The following is a 17,049-nucleotide window of genomic DNA, read 5'->3' as shown; positions in this document are numbered from 1 at the left end:
CCCAAATCAAAAAAAGACTTTTACATAGTGTAAAAAATTCAGAAAAATCATATCTACGCTAAACCAGAAAAAGAATTGGCAAATCAATAATATACTTTTCAGGGAGGACTGATTTGAAAAAAGGAATTTTAGCTCTACTACTTGCATGTGTATCGACTTTTTCTTTCGCATGTGACGAGCACGGAACAACAGGAATCGTAGAAGACAACAACCTATGGATTCCTTCAAATGTTAAAAGTATCAACACAATTTCTGAAGGTGAATTCAATGAAATCATCGATAAGATTGAAGCGATCTATGCACCAATTATCGCTGCTAAAGGTAAGACTTTAGAAATCGAAAGAAAATGGGAAGATGGAACTGTAAACGCATACGCTCAGCAAATTGGTAACACTTGGCGTGTTAGTATGTTTGGTGGTCTAGCAAGACACGAAACAATTACTAGAGACGGATTTGCATCTGTTGTATGTCACGAGCTTGGTCACCACCTAGGTGGAGCACCAAAGAAAGCAAGCTGGTGGGGATCTTCTTGGGCTTCAAACGAAGGTCAAGCTGATTACTTCGCAACTTCTAAGTGTCTAAGAAAGTTTATGGAAAATGACGACAACGCTTCAATCATGAGCGAAGTTGAAGTTCCAGCTGTAGCAGTTAAGAACTGTGAGACAAACTTTGTTAACGAAAATGAATATGCAATGTGTTTAAGAGGTTCAATGGCAGGTATGTCACTAGCTAACCTTTTCAGAGCACTAAGAAACATGACAACTGAGCTTAAGTTTGACACTCCAGACCCAGCTGTAGTTTCTAAAACTAATGACAATCACCCAGCACCACAGTGTCGTCTAGATACTTACTTCCAAGGTGCTCTATGTACTGTTGACGCTTACACAGATGTAGATCAAAATGATGCTAACATCGGTACTTGTAACAGAACTGAGAACTTCACAACTGGACTAAGACCACTATGTTGGTTCAAGCCAGGTCAAGCTGTAGTTGAAGCACAATAATTTGAATAAAATTATGACTAAATAAAAGGGCCCGCAGATGCGGGCCCTTCTTATTTCTGGACTATTTTAAAGATTAGTCTTTCTTACGATCTTTCTTCGAACGAGTCTCAAGATCACCATTGAATACTTTAAGCTGATTGATGTAATCCTTGTATCCAAATGTTGAGTCATATAAAGCCTCTAACTCTTGGGCCAGTACTTTATATGTTTCTTTTGCTTCTTCATTAAGCTTTCCAGCGGCTGCTGAGGCCTTATATTCTTTTTGAAGAGCACCGATCATTGTGTTAGCAACTTTTGCGTTGTTATCCCAATCAGTTTTAATTTCTCTTTCAGTAGCAGTTAAGATGATAGAGATTAATGTTTCAACTCTATCTTCTTTGTATCCATCATCACCAAAGTTAGTTGTTGAGTTCGTTAGGATTGAGTTGAAGTAATCTGCAACTGCTTTATCAAAGTTCACGCTTGCACCAGATGCTCTACGTGAATTCATAACTCTTCCACCAACTTTTGATGTTGCATTACCAGAAAGCCCATTTTGGATGATAAATAATGGATCAACTCCTGTTACACGAACAGGAACTCTCTTTGATTCACCAGCTTTTAGAGCTGAAGCAGTAGCTGCATAAGTCTTACCATCGTTCATTGCCACAGAGATATCAACTGAAGCTGAAGTTTCCGAGTTTGATGGGTTCTTAACTGTAACGTATACTGTTGCATCCCCACTGTTTACAGAGTTGATACGAGTTTCTGCTTGATATACTGGAGCAACATCAAGGATCTCGATTCTCTTAGAGTCAGTACTCTTAAGCTCATAAACCTTTTTGATATCGCTTCCGTCGATACTAACAGTTAAGTATGCTGTATCAAATACGCTTAGGTTATTTGAAAGCTTACCTTGAGCACTTGCAGACTTGTGAGTAAAGTTCAGTGAAGCTGGTGCAGTTACGTATTCAGAGCGAGCTGAACCTGATTCAAAAGATGAAGAATCTAGAGAAACTTTGATATTTCCTGACTTAAGTCCAAGGTTTCTTAAACCAAGAACAGACTTAAGTGACTCACCTCTTGTAAAGATTCCATTTCCGTCACCTGATAGGTCAAAACCTGTAATCTCAACCATTGGATTATTTACGAAATACTCGAAATTCTTATTCCAAGAAGAAACAAATAGGTTTTCATATTCTTTAGCAAATGAAGTTGCAGATTGTGCCTTATAAACTTCATCATATGCTTGTTGTTTTGCAAGATCACGAGCAACGATTAGACCCACGGCCTTACCAGAGTCTTCACCAAGGTTACGTGCCATTGTATGCGTTGATACGAACGCCTTACCAAAGTGTTCCTTAGCAAGATTTCTATATGACTCAGAAAATGCATCTGCGTAAACATTCTTTAGGTCTTGTGCAGATTTTCCAGAAACTGTACGGTAGCGTGTTTCAAAGATTGGACGGTTTAAATCATCAACTTCCTCATAAACATATTGTCCGTTAGCGTCTTTCTTAGGTACTTTTTCCCCAGTCGGTTGTCCATTGGCATCAAGAACATCAACTTCCACGATAACTCTTTTTTGGTGGTAACCAATTTTATACTGGTAAGCTTCCTTAACGTCTTGAATATTGCGATAAGCAATTGCTTCTTGCTCATCTGAGGCCTTGAATTTATTCCACGCACGAGACGTTGACTTCCAACCATAATCTTTGAAGTTATACTCTCCATATGCAGAGAATAGATCCCACATTGAAACAGTGTGAAGACCTTTATCAAATAAAATAGGAGTTGAAGAACACTTATCAGCTAGGCTTGATCTAAGACCAAATTGTCTGGCGACTGCACGAGCATGAATTCTCTTTCCGATTGCAGATGAAGAAGAAACCCATCCAGCATTGATAACATCATTAAAAGATCCACCTTTACCATCTCTTGAGTAACCATCATCGAAACCTTCAAAGCGAGGTACTTTTAACACATCTGAATAATCTCTTGAAGGAGCTGTCACAGTTTGTGAAGCATCATCTCTAACATTATCTCTGAAGCGAGAAATGATTTCCGACTCAGTTGAGTAACGAGAGTCTTGTGCTGCCTTATTCTTACCAAGAGCTACTGCGTTTTCAATTGTTACACCTTTTAGTGCACGTTGCTCATCTCTAAGGATATCCACTGAAGGATTTGAAGTCATGTTGAATCCACGGTAAAGACCTTGTTGGTAACCATCAACACAACCAAGGTGAGTCCCTTCTCCAGCTGCGTATACAGCGGCCATACGCTGAGCAGACTGAACTCCACGCTCACACATTTGAGTATGTTCTTTATCCATATTTGGATCATCATAGACTTTCTTACAAACAGTCTTTGAGATATTACTTAGGTTCTCTGGAGTATAAATCCCATCCAGAGAAATCCCTTCAATTGATGAATTGTAATAACCAGCGATTACTGCTGGAGCTTGCGACATTAGAAATGCAGCAACTAGAAGTTTTTGTTTTTTGTTGTTCATTCTCATCTCTCCTTTTCGTTCTTACTTTGTTTCAAAATTAATAACGTCATAGTTCAGATTTAATTCGTTATCCATTATATTTTTCTTAATTAATTCATTTAGTGTCTTCTTCGCGTGATTACTAATTGCAATATTTTGCGAGTTTAAATCTCTTAAGACCTGCTCTTTTAAATGATGAGCATTCACATAGTGTGGGTACTTAAGTTTTCTACGCTCAACCTCACAAATGACATCTGTCTTATATGAGTCATAGAGGTTATCCGGCGTCTGTAGTCCTTCTGGTGGATAGATAATTTGAATAAGATTTCTTACAATTGGAATTTGATTCCAATTTGAAGTAATCACATTACCAAATGCCCAGTTTACAAAATCCGAACACACACCTAGTTTTCCATAATCTTCTTTATTCTCGACCTTCTTTAAGGCCTTCTCTTTTCGACGAGTCATCTTCTTTGCACTCTTCTCATTCACTCTTAGCCAAGCAAAGTTCGTGCGGTAATCGTCATAAGTATCACAACCATCTGAGTGACACTTTCGATAGCCTTTTTTGATCTCAACAAATGGAGGCATCTTATCTTCTTCATCCTTACCCCAGTTAAAGCTTAGAGGGTAAAATCCCATTGTATTGATGCGAGTATCTCTTTCTATTTCTGTAATAATCTCAGCGTGTCTAAACTCAAGGCTGCGATCATTAAATTTTAAAAATTCAATAAGCTTGATCGCTCCAGAAGTACGAGGACTAAAATCTTCGAAAAGATCAATATCGCTTTCGATCGATCTTCTCAAAAGAATATTCCCAGGCCCTCCAAGTAGAGAGCATGCCTGTGTTGCTCGATAAAACTTATACTCAGTCTCTTTAAGTCCAAGTGTTGGATCTAGCTTTGTTACAACTAATTTACTATTTAGGTCTTTCGCCTCTAAAGAAAATAAGTTGAACGCCTTGTATACACGAGATAGGAGGATGCGAGCGCTTTTTGTATTGGTCTTTGTAAGATTTACTAACTGTCTAGTTTCTGACATAAGCTGTGTAAGCTTTATAAACTTGGCCTCATCGTTAATATCAAAGTCTTCAAGCATATCTTCTACTTTTTCAAAAATCTTTCTATGCTTTAGGTAATCATAAGATGACCTAGTATAGCGCTCGTGACGACGATCATGATTAGACATATGATTGCGTCTAATAAATTGAGATAAGTGATCAATCATTTTTGTCATTGAAATTTCTAATTCATCTTGAGCATCATAGAAGTCTGCTAGTAGCTCCTCTTTTTGCGCAATAAACTCTTGTTGCTTCTGATAGGTCTTTGCAACATTTTTTAACGAGCGTGAAACTTGGACATAAATATCTTCTTCTTTTAAGTAATCAACAAGAGCAAGGGCACTTGCGGAAATTTGTGAAACAAGGATCTTACGAGATGAAGGTAATTTGTCATGGCCTTTGGTTTTTACAAAAATAGGAATTAGGCCATCAAGGTACTTAATGAATTCTTGAGTTTCTTTATAAGCAAGCTCATCTGAGTACTCACCATTCTTATCACGACCTAATTGGCCCTTCTTTAAAACTCTCTTATGAAACTTTCTAATGGCCGTATGAATATTTTCAAATTGATAATACGCAGAAGTGTACTCATCTCGACGAAACTCAGAGTGGTTAACTCTGGACATATTTCTTAGGCGTGAAAGAACTTTTGACGAGGCCCTTTTCATGGAAAGAATTTCGCGGTGAAACTCTGTTGTAGGCGAGGCCACAATCAAGAGATTGAGTAAAAGAATAGAGACAAACTTTAATAAAGTCGTTTTCTTTAGGTATAGCATGGCAATTAATATGCAAAGCTAGTGCCACTACTTATGATTAAATTATAAGCATTTAGAGAATGGAAAGTGTTCACTATTTAGACATGCAGCTATTTAGTGAACATCAAAATAAAAAAAGACCTCGCAATGCGAGGCCTCTTCTAAATCGTATTACTCGTAATATTGTTGTTCTGGTTCCCCAACCATTTCTTTACTTAATTAGACCAATTTCTCTAAGACGTTGGTTTAGGAAATCACCTGCCGTGATATCTTCCCACTTCTTACCTTCACCGATACAGCTTTCTAGGCATGCTAGAGATGCTTTTGAGTGTGGGTGGACAAAGTATGGCATTGAGTATCTTTCTTCACCAGAGTTATCTGGATTAATTACTCTGTGAGTAGTTGCAGGAAGTACGTTATTTGTAAGTCTTGCCATCATATCCCCAGAATCAACAACAAGTTGTCCTGGTTTAGAATCTACGTCTAGCCAAGTTCCATCGCGGTCTAGCAGCTGTAGTCCAGATGATGTTGCACCAACAAGCATTGTGATTAAGTTGATATCCTCATGAGCACCTGCTCTGATTGAATTTGTTGTATCGTGACCAGTTGTTGGTGGATAATGGATCGTTCTTAAAATTGAATTTCCATCATTAACCATCTCTTCAAAGAAACCTGCAGGAACATCTAGTCCCTTACCGATTGCCTCTAAAAGAATATTTGCAGTAGCATCCATTGATTCGTAAAGAGAAAGGAATTTCTCTTTGAATCCTGGTACTTCTGCCGGCCAAATATTTTCAGGGTAAATACCTTTGTACTGAGAAGTTGCTGCAAGCTCACGACCTACGTGCCAGAACTCTTTTAAGTCTGGGTGCTTGCTATCTTTTGCGTGCTCCATTCCAAATGGAGTGTAACCACGTTGACCACCATTTTGACCTTGGTAGTTTAGTTTTGTTTCTACAGGTAGAGAAAAGAACTTCTTAACCATATCGTAGGCTTCATCAACTTTATTCTGATCAACCGTGTGGTTATCAAGAATAATAAAACCGTACTCTTTAAGGCCATACATTAATTCGTCCACAAATTTAATCTGCTCAGCAGTTGAGCCTTGTGTGTAAGAAGTTAGGCTTAATTCAGGAACCTTTCTTTCATTATTATTTGCTGTACTCATAATGACTCTCCATTGTTCAAGTCGGATTAATTAAGTTGATAAAAATTAATTACAGCTCGCATAAATTAAAGTCAATAATGCTAGCTATAAGCTTAAGCTAATATAGATTGTAATTACAGATAGATAGAGCGTAATTTTTAGAAATTAGATAGTAAGGATACAATAATTATCCCTTAAAAATGGCGCTACCAACGCGAATACAGTCGCTGCCAAGTTCAAGGGCATCGCCCATATCACCACTCATGCCCATTGATAATTTTAAGTCCTTATCGATAGCGTCACGAATATCCACTAGTTTTTGAAAGCTTAAACGAGGAGCTAGGCCATCAGCTGCGGCCATGGTCATTAGGCCCACGATTCGAATATTGGCCATATCCTTGGCCTGGTTAATGAAGTCTCTAACAGATTCAAGCTCCCAGAGTCCACCTTTTTGCTCTTCACCACTTGTGTTGACTTGAATATAGAAGTCACAAGGGGAATTAAGCTTTTCATTAAAAAGACGCATATGCTTTAAGTTATCAAGGGACTGAACACTTTTAAGATTTGGAACTTGGCAAATCTTAGCAATCTTATTTGATTGAATATGCCCAATAAAGTGCCATCTAATATCACTAAGGCCAAGCTCAAGCGCTCTTTGGGCCTTGGGCATAAGAGACTCAACACGATTCTCGCCAAAGTCTCGATGGCCTAGGTCATAGACTGTTTTTATATCTTCAAATTCACTATACTTGGTTACGGCCAAGAGCTTATTCTTGTCCCCTACTTGCGCGAGAATTTTTTGATAATTTTCAGAGATCATTCTTCAGATTTATTTTCTTTTTTCTTAAAACTTACAGTCACTTCATAGTCTTCAAGAATTGATTCAACGATGGTTTTCGGATCGACGTTCTTTAAGTAACTACGAAGCTCTTCACGAACAGAAACAACAAAGTCTTCTTTGGTTTTCTTGGCATTAGTTACAAGCCCAGAAACAATATCTTTAGGAAGTGGTAGATCTTCTAAGACTTTCTTAACTGATTCCTCAGTCATAAAAGCTGCCCCAATACCAATTGAGACAACTTTCTTTATCGTATCACCTAAAATTCCATCTGATTTATCTGTTTTCTTAGACTCGCTCATGATTGACTCACAGACCTTTTGCACGCTCGTAGAAGCTTTTCATCATTGATGGTAGAGAAGTTTCAGTTAACTTATTTACAATCATCTTAGATCCAGGAATAAAGCCCTTCACTTCTATCTCTAAGCTATAAGTTACCTCTGTCTTTCCATCACCAAGATCCTTTAGATCCCAGCCACCATCATTTATCTTAAAAAGATCACCTTTCTTGAATCTCCAAGCAACCTTGCTTGGCCTACTCATTTCCATATCGAGGTGATAATTTAATTTTTTGATCATATCAATTGAATATTCAACAACACCACTTTCATCAGTCATATCATGAACCTTGATATCATTAACACCTAGAACGAATTCAGGGTATGATTCAAAGTCAACAATAACGTCATATAGTTTATTAATATCAATATCAAAAACTTCAGTGCGGCTTGCCTTGGCCATAATCAACTTCCTTGTATGTAATCAAATAATTAGTAGCGTGGTTTTGTATCAAAACGATGTTCAGCAGTAATCCTTCTAATAGTTCCCGACTGACTTCTCATAACGATTGATTCAGTCACAGCACCCCATGACTTGAACTTAACACCATTTAGGAAACTTCCATCTGTTACACCAGTTGCACAGAACATAACATTACCAGAAGCTAGCTCATCAATTGTGTAGATCTTATTAATATCGTCAATTCCCATTGTTTTAGCACGTGCAATTTCCTCATCATTTCTTGGCTTAAGTCTTCCTTGGAAGTCTCCACCAATACAACGAAGTGCTGCGGCAGCAATAACACCTTCAGGGGCACCACCTGTACCAAAAAGAATATCAATACCGCTATCTGGCTCTGAACAAGCAATAGCAGCTGAAACATCACCATCACCAATAAGCTGAATACGAGCACCAGCATCTCTTACTTGTCTAATCAATTCTTCGTGGCGTGGACGATCGAGAATCACGGCCGTTAAGTCTTGAATGCGACATTTTTTTGCTTCTGCTAATCTCTTCAAATTTTCAGCAGGAGTATCGTCAATATTAATAAGTCCCTTTCCTTCAGGACCTACTGCGATTTTTTCCATATATGTATCAGGAGCGTTTAGAAAGTTACCTTTTTCAGCAATGGCCATTACAGCAATTGAGTTCCAACCACCGTTTGCACAAACTGTTGTTCCCTCAAGTGGATCAAGGGCGATATCAAGCTCAGGCCCATTACCAGAACCAACTTTTTCACCGATGTAGAGCATTGGAGCTTCATCGCGCTCACCTTCACCGATAACAACTGTAGCGTCGCAATCAACAGAGTCAAGCATCGTTCTCATCGCATCGACGGCCGCCTGATCTGCAGCCTTTTCGTCACCACGTCCCATTAGCCTAGCTGAGCTAATAGCGGCCATTTCAGTTACTCTTACAAATTCCAAAGCGAGGTTTCTATTCATTATCAATCCTTTTAATTCAAAACATTTAGCTTTATTTTAAGGAGTTAAACTTCAATTGAAAAGCATCGTTTTGAAATAAATAATTTAATCTAACTAATAAGCAGTTTAGTGGAAATTAACCAATAACCTTTCGCGTTAGAAACTCAAGATCTCCTTCAGAAATAAGATTCTTTGGAACATGTGCAACAAGCTCACGAGCAAAGTCTAAACGGTCTTGATCAACTGGAGTATCAATTAAGAACTCGAATTCTTCTTCATGAGTCAACGGCTTATCAGAACTTCTTACATTGAGAACTTTCCCAGTTTGAATCCCTTCACCATCAGTCCACTCAAGAATAGAATCCATCATAAGAATTTGGATCTTAGAGATTTCGCCGTCTCTATGATGCCAAATAAAGATTTCAAATGGCCCATCACAACGCAGCCATGTCTTAAGCCCACCAGGTAGCTCAAGCTGCTCGTCATATTCGTGAATCGGTCTAAGATTTTTCGACACATTTGCTATTGAAAGAAAATTTAATAAGGTTTTATCGAAGATATCATCTTTAATGAACTCAATCCCAAGATTGTCTTTTTCAACTCTTTTTACTTGGCATTTTACTTTTACTTTTTGGTCATACCAATGGATCTCACCAGAGAACTTTTCATCCATCTGAGCACCCATATCACCATCACTTAGCGTTAGACTCATTCCACCATATGAAATATCTCGAACTTGATAATTTTTTGAATTATCTTCTCTTTTAAAAACTAAGTAACTGAACGGAAAACGTGGAAACACACGCTTTTCAATAGATTGGTGACCTGTCTTAATAAGATTGAGATGCTTTTTCATAACTCGAGTTATCCTTTTATTCGATTTAAGTAATTTATGTTAATTATTATAGACGTTTATGGGCCGAAGGTTTAAAGTTTAATAAATAGGAAAAATCTTCATTGAGTAAATATGTCAGAAAAAAATACGCAAAATACAGTCTCACAAAAAGAAATCCTCAGCGAATGGGAAATCGATAATCTACCAAATCGCCTCACAATCTTTCGTGTCGCACTTATTCCAGTTATATGCCTGACTCTTTACCTCTGTTTATTCGAAGAAAATATTTTTAAGGCCACAGTAAAAACACTTGGCTATATCGCAGCTTGGACATTTGTCTTGGCCTCGGTAACGGACTTCTTTGATGGCTATATTGCCCGAAAAAGAAATATCGTTACTGTCTTTGGTTCGTTTCTTGACCCAATTGCTGATAAATTCCTCGTTGTTTCATCTCTTATTCTTTTACAGGCCCTTGATCGCGTCAACGTGATTGTTGTCATTGTTCTAGTTCTGCGTGAAATGTATATGACGGCCCTTCGTTTACTAGCGATGGAAAAAGGTCTTAAAGTAAGTGTTAACCAACTTGGTAAATGGAAGACAACATTTCAAATGATGGCCATTCCAATGCTAATGGCCTGGGATAAACCATTTGGCTTTTCTTTTCCTCTAGTGGGAACAATACTCATTTACCTTTCATTCGTCTTTTCAGTCTTCTCGGCCCTCGTCTATACCTTTGGCCTTTTTAAGAAAATTTCAGAAGTCAGAAAAGAGCGAAAACAAAAGTGAAGGATTAATTATCATGGAAGATAGCTTAAAAGAAATTATTATCACTGTTTCAGGACAAGACCGCCCTGGTATTACTGCAAGCCTGATGAAGGTAATCAGCGAAAATAAAACTGATATAACAGATATCAACCAGGCCATCACCCATAATTTACTTTCGCTTTCTTTTGTTATCAAAGTAGGAAAAGAAAAAAGTGAAAATCAAAATGTTTTAAAGGAACTACTCTTTACGGCCCACGAGATGGGACTCAAGCTTGAGTACTCAATTGTCGGAAAAGAGACAACTTATAAAACACCATACAATAGCTTTATTCTTAACTGTGTCGCACCTAAGAAAATTTCAGCAGACTTCATCTCAGATGTTGCTCAATGCTTGGCCATCAACGGGATCAATATTTATCGCATTGATAATGTATCGAAAGAAGGTTTTAACTCTCTTGAAGTCCTAACAGATGTTCCAGAGAAAGTGGCCTTAAATAAAGTAAAATCTGATCTACTTAATATAAGTAATGATCATCATACGGATATTGCCTTTATCCGTGATGACGTCTATAGAAGATCAAAGAGACTCATCGTCTTTGATATGGACTCAACTCTTATTCAGGCCGAAGTTATTGATGAACTTGCCAAGGTTCACGGAATAGGGGCCAAGGTTTCAGAGATCACTGAAAGGGCCATGAACGGTGAAATCGATTTTAATCAATCACTAATAGAAAGAGTCTCACACCTTAAAGGCCTAAGTGAGAAAACTCTCCAAGACATCTCACTAAATCTTCCCCTCACTGATGGTGTTGAAGACTTTATTCGAACAGTGAAGAAATATGGTTACAAAGTTGCTGTCATCTCGGGTGGCTTCACTTACTTTGCTAACCACCTAAAAGAAAAACTAGACCTAGACTACGCCTTTGCCAACGAATTAGAAATTGAAGGCGGAGAACTAACAGGACGTGTAAAGGGTACAATCATCAATGCCGACCAGAAGGCCGTTCTTGTGAACCTAATTGCACAGCAAGAAAATATCTCACTTGAACAGGTTGTTGCTATTGGAGACGGTGCTAATGATCTGCCTATGCTAGCACAGGCCGGACTGGGAATAGCCTTCCACGCCAAAGACATCGTGCGCAAAAATGCTCAAAACCATATGAGCCATGGCCCAATGACGTCAATTCTATACTTTTTAGGTATCCCTGGAGCTGAGTCAAAACAATAAGTATTGTCGTCATTAAGTAAATTCTTGGTGAACAAGTTAACAAAAGCTTAATTTTTCATTGGCGGGCCAAGACTAATTTGATAAAAAGCTCTTATGCGTGAAATGTTACAATCAAAAATTCACAAGGCCGTGGTTACACAGGCCGACCTAAACTATATTGGCTCAATCACTATTGATGAAGAGTTACTTGAGTTAGTTGATTTATGGCCAGGACAAAAAGTTCTTATCGTCTCTAATACAAATGGAGCACGTCTTGAAACTTATGTCATCAAAGGCGAGCGTGGTTCGGGAGAAATCTGCTTAAATGGAGCAGCGGCCCACCTTATTAATGTAGGCCACGAAGTCATCATCATCGGCTTTCAAATGACTGATCAAAAAGATATCAGACCAAAACAAATCTTAGTCGATAAGAATAATAAGTTTATTCAATATCTCTAAATTTTAAAAGCTTATGCTACAATAGTGGCATGTTGATCAAGCTAAGTAAGAAGCAGGATACTTTCGAGGCCAGCAAGGATATTGCTCAATATTCGACACTAGAGACACTTGAATTCTCTGCTAAACATACATGCCATATTATCATCGACTGCGGTGAACTTACTGCTTTAAAGAAGCTCTATATCTATGCAGATGGAGCACATGGACAGTGCCGGCTAACTCTTAAAAACGCTCAAGATCTTGAAGTTCTAAAACTTAAAGGCATTAGTGACTCCCATGAATTAAGTGCAAGTCATCTTCAAATCTTAAAGATTCTTCAACTAGCAAATTGTAATCTTAAAACAATTCCAAATTGGTGTTGTGAACAAAGAGCTCTTGAGTCTCTTGAGTTACAAAATAATCAATTAGAAGCTCTTCCAAATGAATTTGAATGGCTTACGGGGCTTAGGCGACTTAATATCGACAATAATCAATTTCAAGAAGTCCCAAGAGTCCTAGCAAACTTAGAAAATCTTCACCATCTGTCATGTGATCACAATAAGATTACAGATGAGAATCTCTATCATTTTAAGAAATTAAAAAATAGCTAAACTTCTGGCCTTATTCGACTTGAGGCCTTACGAATACGATCGATTAGAGTTTCTAAAAGATTTCGAAACCACTTAGGCTGCTTACTGAGGTAGGTTTCAAACTTTACCGAAGGAATAACAATAAGCTTAGAGTTTGTCAGGGCCTTAATCGTAGCACAACGAGGTCCGCCATCAAAGAAGCTCATCTCACCAACTAACTCACCAGGAAAGATCGTTCCAATCTTAACTTCCTGATCGTTTCTGACCTTAAAGACACCTAGAGTACCTTCTTCAAGAATATAAACTTCAGTGCTCTCATCACCTTCACGAATTAGATACTGGTCAGCATTTATGAATAAATTTGTTGGACTGCTCATCGTTAAAACCTCAACCTACACCTTTATTTTTTCGTTAGTTGATCGCAGCCTATCGGCCAGGGTCTTCATCATACTCTGTAACCACTTAGGCCTTGATTCAATAAACTCATTAAATTTCTGCGCATCAAAAATCTCAAGTTCACAATCCGTAATGGCCTTCACCGTAGCACAACGCTCTCTCTTATCAAGAAAGCTTACTTCACCAACGAATTCGCCACTGTAGATCGTTCCAATTTGCTTATCTTTCCCCTCGACTTTCTTAAAAACCGCAAGAGTTCCCTCTTTAAGCAGATACATACAATTACTTTCTTCGCCTTCATTGATGATGGCCTCACCAGGAATAATATGAATTGTTTCTCTCATTTCAACTCCGAGTATTTAAACAAAGAGAATACGATGACATTCCTCGACAAATTCACTCTGCTGTTCAGTTAACTTAAGATCATCTCTAGTTAAATAATAATCCTTGTCGACAATTAGATCAATCAAAGAAGGATTTTCTGGCACACAAGCAATGACTTTGGCGTATTTTGCCGTAACCAAGTAATCCCCGCACTTGAAAGAGAATTTAGGTGTTGCCCCATATACCCACTCCCAACTCATATTGGCCTGAATCTTCTCCATCAGAGAGTCGGTTACGCAAATATCTTGTTCAGTTAATTCAAATGAGTCACATTTTGAATCATAATTCGCTTCAAAAGAGCTCATGATAGAGTCAACAATTTCAGACTCGCTGATATCACTTTTAACTTCTTTTAAGTTTATCACCTTTGAAGGAACAGACTTGACACCCATAGCTGCTTCGGCCGTAAGCTTAGAGCGCAGGAGATCATTTAACTGATTCAAATTAGCGTCAATAAGAAGTGTGCCATGGTGAAGGGCACTATGCTTTGTTTCTTTAAAGGCACAACCTGAAATCTTGTAATCCACATCGTTATGAAGGAGCCTAAGGTCATGGCGTTCATTCTCAAAAGCATTTATCCCTAAAGACTTAAGCCCACTAACGACAATGGATGCATTTGTGGATTTATCATAAGAGGACTTTGGACTAATGAATGAGTAATTCATATTTCCTAGATCGTGATAGACACATCCACCACCACTTTGCCTTCTAACCAGATTAATTCCCAACTCTCTGATCTTTTTAACCTGACACTCTAGCCATGGGTTTTGAAACTTCCCCATGACAATACTTGGGGAGCTTTTCCAGAGAATAAGAATTTGCTCCTGACTATTTTCTGATTGATGCTTGCGAAAGAGATAATCTTCAAACGCCAAATTAACATAAGGGTTTGTTGAGTAAATATAATAGAATTTAATTGAATGAGAGTTCATGTGCTGAATTTATCATTCCTCACTTAATCGTTGAGTAATGCTAGAGTCAAGCTCACTTACATCAAATTCCTTAAGTGCACGCGTTGATTTTCGACAAAGCTTAAGCTTCTCAAGTAGTCCTTTGCTTTGATCAGGAAAGGAGTCATCTTGAAGTTCAATTTCTTCAATCGTTTGCTCTAATGGTGCACAACCATTTTTTAAGATAACAAAAGAAAGGTATTTTGATATAGGAAGCTCTTTCACATTAGTTCGAGAACTTATATTAGAGATATATTCACTACTTTGCTCCTTAAGAGAATCTAACTGACGAGATAACTCTAGTTCAGAACTCATTAGAGGACGAGCAAAAGTATGAGAAGTAAAAAATGTTATAAAAAGGGCAAAGATTGAAGTTAATTTCACTAGGCCCATCGAGTCTATTGCTTTCATATGTAATTCCTTTTACATACCAGCTATTTTGACTCAATTTGTCTTATTTGGCAACGACTTAGCAAATTTTAACACTTCTTCAAAATTGGTTGCCAAATACTTCACTCCATCAAGAGGATAGCGATTCTTAAGATGAATCGTTTCAAGAAGTGGGAAATTTAGTTGATCACTAACTTTATCCCCTACCATATACGAATTTTTAAGATCGACAGCAAAATCAAAACACGCCTCAAGAAGCATACCTGGATGAGGTTTTCTTAAAAGAGAGTGGTACTTATACTGCCCAACACCCTTGGTAAACTCAAATGGAGCGATATAGAAAGCATCGATTAAATGGTGAAGAGATTCATTTAAAGCAGCGTTAAATACTTCAACATCAGTATACTCAAACATCCCCTTTGAGACACCCGACTGATTCGTAAGAACAATTTTAAGTCTTTTCTTATTATAGTCATCTAAGAGGAATTCATAGGCTCCCGCAACGAGTTCTAACTCAGACGTCTTATGAACATATGAATGATCGATATTTAAAACACCATCGCGATCCAAGAATAGGGCCTCTTTATAATCATCTTCACTAAAGTAGCGATTTAAAACCGGCATGACTTCTTTTGTAAAATTAGGCATTCCAACTGGATCGATTTGATCAATATAAAAAACTCCTCCCGCACTATAGTAATCAGCACAAACAGAAATATCTCTCACTTCAGGGAAGAATTTTTCACATGCTTCAAGCTCATCACTATTGAGATTTAACTTAGACAGATAGTAGTATTCACAATTTCCAGTCTTTGGCATCTGATAGAGATTAAAAAGGTCAGGCTTAACACTACTTTTGGTCGTAATTAAGAGAACAGTTTTTCCATCATTCAAGAATCCTCTCAATTGAGAATCTCCATGAAACTCATGAATTTCAAATTTACTAGTGCCACCAAAGCATTTTTTAATTTCTTCTAGGTCTCTTTGGCATAGAACGATATCAAACATATTAATCCTTTTTGTAATCAAATTTCATCGAACAATTGATCTTATACGATGGGGCCGTAAATTTATTCATGGGCTTTACACGAATCTGTAATTTATCCTTTTCAATTTCAATATTAAAAGATGATATCTCAGGATTAAGCTCACAGATAGAAATCTTAGCGGCCTGGGCATAATTAACAACATGACAAAAGTCTAACTTATATGTGTTGTGCTTATAAAAACAAATCCCTTGAACAACATCTTTATTACCAAGGCCCATTAGAGGCAATAAGGACGCAATAAACTTATCCTTATCTTTTTCAAGCAGTCCCGTAAATATATTATGATAGTGTTTAATAAGGCTTCGATAAAGCTCAAATAAATCCTCACGGTCTGCACCTTCCAACTCTCCTGGAAGTTGAGTCATTTCCCACTGTGAATCAAAGCGTCCACAATATTCTAAATCATAACGTTCATAGAGCTTCTTATTAAAATGAGAAAACTCTTGATCAATATATTCATTTAAAGTGTGTTGAGTAAAATCAATATCAGAATATGACTTAAAGTACTTTTGAAAAATACTCTTGGCCCCGGCCGACTTTGTTGTAATATTGGCCCCACTCTTAACGAGTTTTAAACTAATAGGAATAATACGAGTTTCGTCATTGTAGAGAACCTGGGCAACAATATCTGCTTCATGTAATTGGGACTTAATAAGGTGATCACTCAATTTTCCGACAACTGTAATATTCGTGATACTTCCCTTGATATTTTCATTAATCGAGCGGGCCATCTCTCTTGCAAGCTTTGGTAACTCTTCCAATAGAGTACGGGCATGAAGCCTCAACCAACTCTCATATTCACGCATCATTTTTAAAAGTTCATGATCAATATTCTTAAGAAAATTAGCTTCAATCTTATTTAAAACAGAAATCTCTTTAGCAACGAGAAACTCAAAGAGGTTACCTTTGATCTCATTCTTCAAAGCTTCAAGTTGGGTACGGTTATGAATTTCTTTGAAATTATTAATGAATTGGTTCTTGCCAGAGCTTTTCGACACTTAATTTCCTTAACTCGATACCACGTAAAAAAATATCATTTTTTTTGTGGCCAAGTGAGTTTCTCTTTAT

At 37.6% G+C, this 17,049-nt stretch carries 19 protein-coding genes; 5 read left to right on the top strand and 14 right to left on the bottom strand.

Annotated features, from left to right (window positions below; all coding sequences use genetic code 11):
* The first annotated feature begins 113 nt into the window (after positions 1-113).
* Entirely contained in the window at positions 114-1,004 is an 891-nt protein-coding gene (locus tag ABMA79_RS11565; protein WP_393092694.1) for a hypothetical protein, read from the top strand.
* A 73-nt stretch (positions 1,005-1,077) separates the two neighbouring features.
* Here the strand turns inward: ABMA79_RS11565 and ABMA79_RS11560 are convergent, their stop codons facing one another.
* The 8 genes from ABMA79_RS11560 to ABMA79_RS11525 all read right to left on the bottom strand — a co-directional run bounded on the left by ABMA79_RS11560 (position 1,078) and on the right by ABMA79_RS11525 (position 9,833).
* Positions 1,078-3,495: a hypothetical protein gene (locus ABMA79_RS11560; RefSeq protein WP_393092693.1), complete on the bottom strand. Its 2,418-nt coding sequence runs from the start codon at positions 3,493-3,495 to the stop codon at positions 1,078-1,080.
* Positions 3,496-3,516: 21 nt separating this feature from the next.
* Complete coding sequence (locus ABMA79_RS11555) at positions 3,517-5,202, bottom strand: hypothetical protein (RefSeq protein ID WP_393092690.1); 1,686 nt, start codon at positions 5,200-5,202, stop codon at positions 3,517-3,519.
* A gap of 298 nt (positions 5,203-5,500) precedes the next feature.
* Complete coding sequence (locus ABMA79_RS11550; protein ID WP_392860531.1) at positions 5,501-6,457, bottom strand: isopenicillin N synthase family dioxygenase; 957 nt, start codon at positions 6,455-6,457, stop codon at positions 5,501-5,503.
* Between the two features lie 166 nt (positions 6,458-6,623).
* Positions 6,624-7,256: a YggS family pyridoxal phosphate-dependent enzyme gene (locus tag ABMA79_RS11545; protein WP_393092687.1), complete on the bottom strand. Its 633-nt coding sequence runs from the start codon at positions 7,254-7,256 to the stop codon at positions 6,624-6,626.
* Positions 7,253-7,576: a hypothetical protein gene (locus tag ABMA79_RS11540; RefSeq protein WP_021267294.1), complete on the bottom strand. Its 324-nt coding sequence runs from the start codon at positions 7,574-7,576 to the stop codon at positions 7,253-7,255. Before ABMA79_RS11540 ends, ABMA79_RS11545 begins: the two co-directional genes overlap by 4 nt.
* A gap of 7 nt (positions 7,577-7,583) precedes the next feature.
* Positions 7,584-8,015, bottom strand: a complete 432-nt coding sequence (locus ABMA79_RS11535) for a type II toxin-antitoxin system RatA family toxin (RefSeq protein ID WP_392860529.1) — start codon at positions 8,013-8,015, stop codon at positions 7,584-7,586.
* A gap of 29 nt (positions 8,016-8,044) precedes the next feature.
* Positions 8,045-8,998: a class II fructose-bisphosphatase gene (glpX, locus tag ABMA79_RS11530; protein ID WP_392860527.1), complete on the bottom strand. Its 954-nt coding sequence runs from the start codon at positions 8,996-8,998 to the stop codon at positions 8,045-8,047.
* Between the two features lie 115 nt (positions 8,999-9,113).
* Positions 9,114-9,833 (bottom strand): PilZ domain-containing protein, encoded by a 720-nt coding sequence (locus ABMA79_RS11525; RefSeq protein WP_392860526.1) that lies wholly within the window; start codon positions 9,831-9,833, stop codon positions 9,114-9,116.
* Positions 9,834-9,944: 111 nt separating this feature from the next.
* Between ABMA79_RS11525 and pgsA the strand changes: the two genes are divergently transcribed.
* From pgsA to ABMA79_RS11505, 4 genes are all read left to right on the top strand, one after another.
* A complete protein-coding gene (pgsA, locus tag ABMA79_RS11520; protein ID WP_392860525.1) occupies positions 9,945-10,598 on the top strand; it encodes a CDP-diacylglycerol--glycerol-3-phosphate 3-phosphatidyltransferase in 654 nt (217 codons plus the stop codon).
* A gap of 13 nt (positions 10,599-10,611) precedes the next feature.
* Positions 10,612-11,805 carry a phosphoserine phosphatase SerB gene (serB, locus tag ABMA79_RS11515; protein ID WP_393055501.1) on the top strand — a complete coding sequence of 398 codons (1,194 nt, stop codon included), beginning with the start codon at positions 10,612-10,614 and terminating at the stop codon, positions 11,803-11,805.
* Between the two features lie 93 nt (positions 11,806-11,898).
* Positions 11,899-12,243 carry an aspartate 1-decarboxylase gene (panD, locus tag ABMA79_RS11510; protein ID WP_021267374.1) on the top strand — a complete coding sequence of 115 codons (345 nt, stop codon included), beginning with the start codon at positions 11,899-11,901 and terminating at the stop codon, positions 12,241-12,243.
* A gap of 29 nt (positions 12,244-12,272) precedes the next feature.
* Positions 12,273-12,833 carry a leucine-rich repeat domain-containing protein gene (locus ABMA79_RS11505; protein WP_393092684.1) on the top strand — a complete coding sequence of 187 codons (561 nt, stop codon included), beginning with the start codon at positions 12,273-12,275 and terminating at the stop codon, positions 12,831-12,833.
* Here ABMA79_RS11505 and ABMA79_RS11500 read toward each other — a convergent pair.
* Genes ABMA79_RS11500 through ABMA79_RS11475 form a run of 6 tightly spaced genes read right to left on the bottom strand, consistent with a single transcriptional unit; the run spans position 12,830 to position 16,979 of the window.
* Entirely contained in the window at positions 12,830-13,189 is a 360-nt protein-coding gene (locus ABMA79_RS11500) for a Crp/Fnr family transcriptional regulator (protein WP_392860521.1), read from the bottom strand. The two genes, ABMA79_RS11505 and ABMA79_RS11500, sit on opposite strands and share 4 nt — an antisense overlap.
* Before the next feature lie 15 nt (positions 13,190-13,204).
* The gene (locus ABMA79_RS11495) at positions 13,205-13,552 is read right to left on the bottom strand and encodes a Crp/Fnr family transcriptional regulator (protein ID WP_392860519.1); all 348 of its coding nucleotides are present in this window, start codon (positions 13,550-13,552) and stop codon (positions 13,205-13,207) included.
* A 15-nt stretch (positions 13,553-13,567) separates the two neighbouring features.
* Positions 13,568-14,524, bottom strand: coding sequence for a lipoate--protein ligase (locus tag ABMA79_RS11490; protein WP_393092681.1), 957 nt, complete (start codon positions 14,522-14,524; stop codon positions 13,568-13,570).
* A 12-nt stretch (positions 14,525-14,536) separates the two neighbouring features.
* Entirely contained in the window at positions 14,537-14,953 is a 417-nt protein-coding gene (locus tag ABMA79_RS11485) for a hypothetical protein (RefSeq protein WP_393092678.1), read from the bottom strand.
* Positions 14,954-14,986: 33 nt separating this feature from the next.
* Positions 14,987-15,940 (bottom strand): HAD-IIIA family hydrolase, encoded by a 954-nt coding sequence (locus ABMA79_RS11480; RefSeq protein ID WP_393092675.1) that lies wholly within the window; start codon positions 15,938-15,940, stop codon positions 14,987-14,989.
* A 1-nt stretch (position 15,941) separates the two neighbouring features.
* A complete protein-coding gene (locus tag ABMA79_RS11475) occupies positions 15,942-16,979 on the bottom strand; it encodes a hypothetical protein (protein ID WP_392860512.1) in 1,038 nt (345 codons plus the stop codon).
* Positions 16,980-17,049: the final 70 nt, after the last annotated feature.

The sequence above is a fragment of the Halobacteriovorax sp. HFRX-2_2 genome (assembly GCF_043196705.1).
GTDB lineage: Bacteria > Bdellovibrionota > Bacteriovoracia > Bacteriovoracales > Bacteriovoracaceae > Halobacteriovorax_A.
Note: the sequence above shows the minus strand (reverse complement) of the source record. Positions and strands in the feature narration are given on the sequence as shown.

Bases quoted from the DNA above. Each gene is read 5' to 3' on its own strand.
- ABMA79_RS11560 (WP_393092693.1), bottom strand. From the start codon at position 3,495: ATGAACAACAAAAAACAAAAACTTCTAGTTGCTGCATTTCTAATGTCG.
- ABMA79_RS11555 (WP_393092690.1), bottom strand. From the start codon at position 5,202: ATGAAAAGGGCCTCGTCAAAAGTTCTTTCACGCCTAAGAAATATGTCC.
- ABMA79_RS11550 (WP_392860531.1), bottom strand. From the start codon at position 6,457: ATGAGTACAGCAAATAATAATGAAAGAAAGGTTCCTGAATTAAGCCTA.
- ABMA79_RS11545 (WP_393092687.1), bottom strand. From the start codon at position 7,256: ATGATCTCTGAAAATTATCAAAAAATTCTCGCGCAAGTAGGGGACAAG.
- ABMA79_RS11540 (WP_021267294.1), bottom strand. From the start codon at position 7,576: ATGAGCGAGTCTAAGAAAACAGATAAATCAGATGGAATTTTAGGTGAT.
- ABMA79_RS11535 (WP_392860529.1), bottom strand. From the start codon at position 8,015: ATGGCCAAGGCAAGCCGCACTGAAGTTTTTGATATTGATATTAATAAA.
- glpX (WP_392860527.1), bottom strand. From the start codon at position 8,998: ATGAATAGAAACCTCGCTTTGGAATTTGTAAGAGTAACTGAAATGGCC.
- ABMA79_RS11525 (WP_392860526.1), bottom strand. From the start codon at position 9,833: ATGAAAAAGCATCTCAATCTTATTAAGACAGGTCACCAATCTATTGAA.
- pgsA (WP_392860525.1), top strand. From the start codon at position 9,945: ATGTCAGAAAAAAATACGCAAAATACAGTCTCACAAAAAGAAATCCTC.
- serB (WP_393055501.1), top strand. From the start codon at position 10,612: ATGGAAGATAGCTTAAAAGAAATTATTATCACTGTTTCAGGACAAGAC.
- panD (WP_021267374.1), top strand. From the start codon at position 11,899: ATGCGTGAAATGTTACAATCAAAAATTCACAAGGCCGTGGTTACACAG.
- ABMA79_RS11505 (WP_393092684.1), top strand. From the start codon at position 12,273: ATGTTGATCAAGCTAAGTAAGAAGCAGGATACTTTCGAGGCCAGCAAG.
- ABMA79_RS11500 (WP_392860521.1), bottom strand. From the start codon at position 13,189: ATGAGCAGTCCAACAAATTTATTCATAAATGCTGACCAGTATCTAATT.
- ABMA79_RS11495 (WP_392860519.1), bottom strand. From the start codon at position 13,552: ATGAGAGAAACAATTCATATTATTCCTGGTGAGGCCATCATCAATGAA.
- ABMA79_RS11490 (WP_393092681.1), bottom strand. From the start codon at position 14,524: ATGAACTCTCATTCAATTAAATTCTATTATATTTACTCAACAAACCCT.
- ABMA79_RS11485 (WP_393092678.1), bottom strand. From the start codon at position 14,953: ATGAAAGCAATAGACTCGATGGGCCTAGTGAAATTAACTTCAATCTTT.
- ABMA79_RS11480 (WP_393092675.1), bottom strand. From the start codon at position 15,940: ATGTTTGATATCGTTCTATGCCAAAGAGACCTAGAAGAAATTAAAAAA.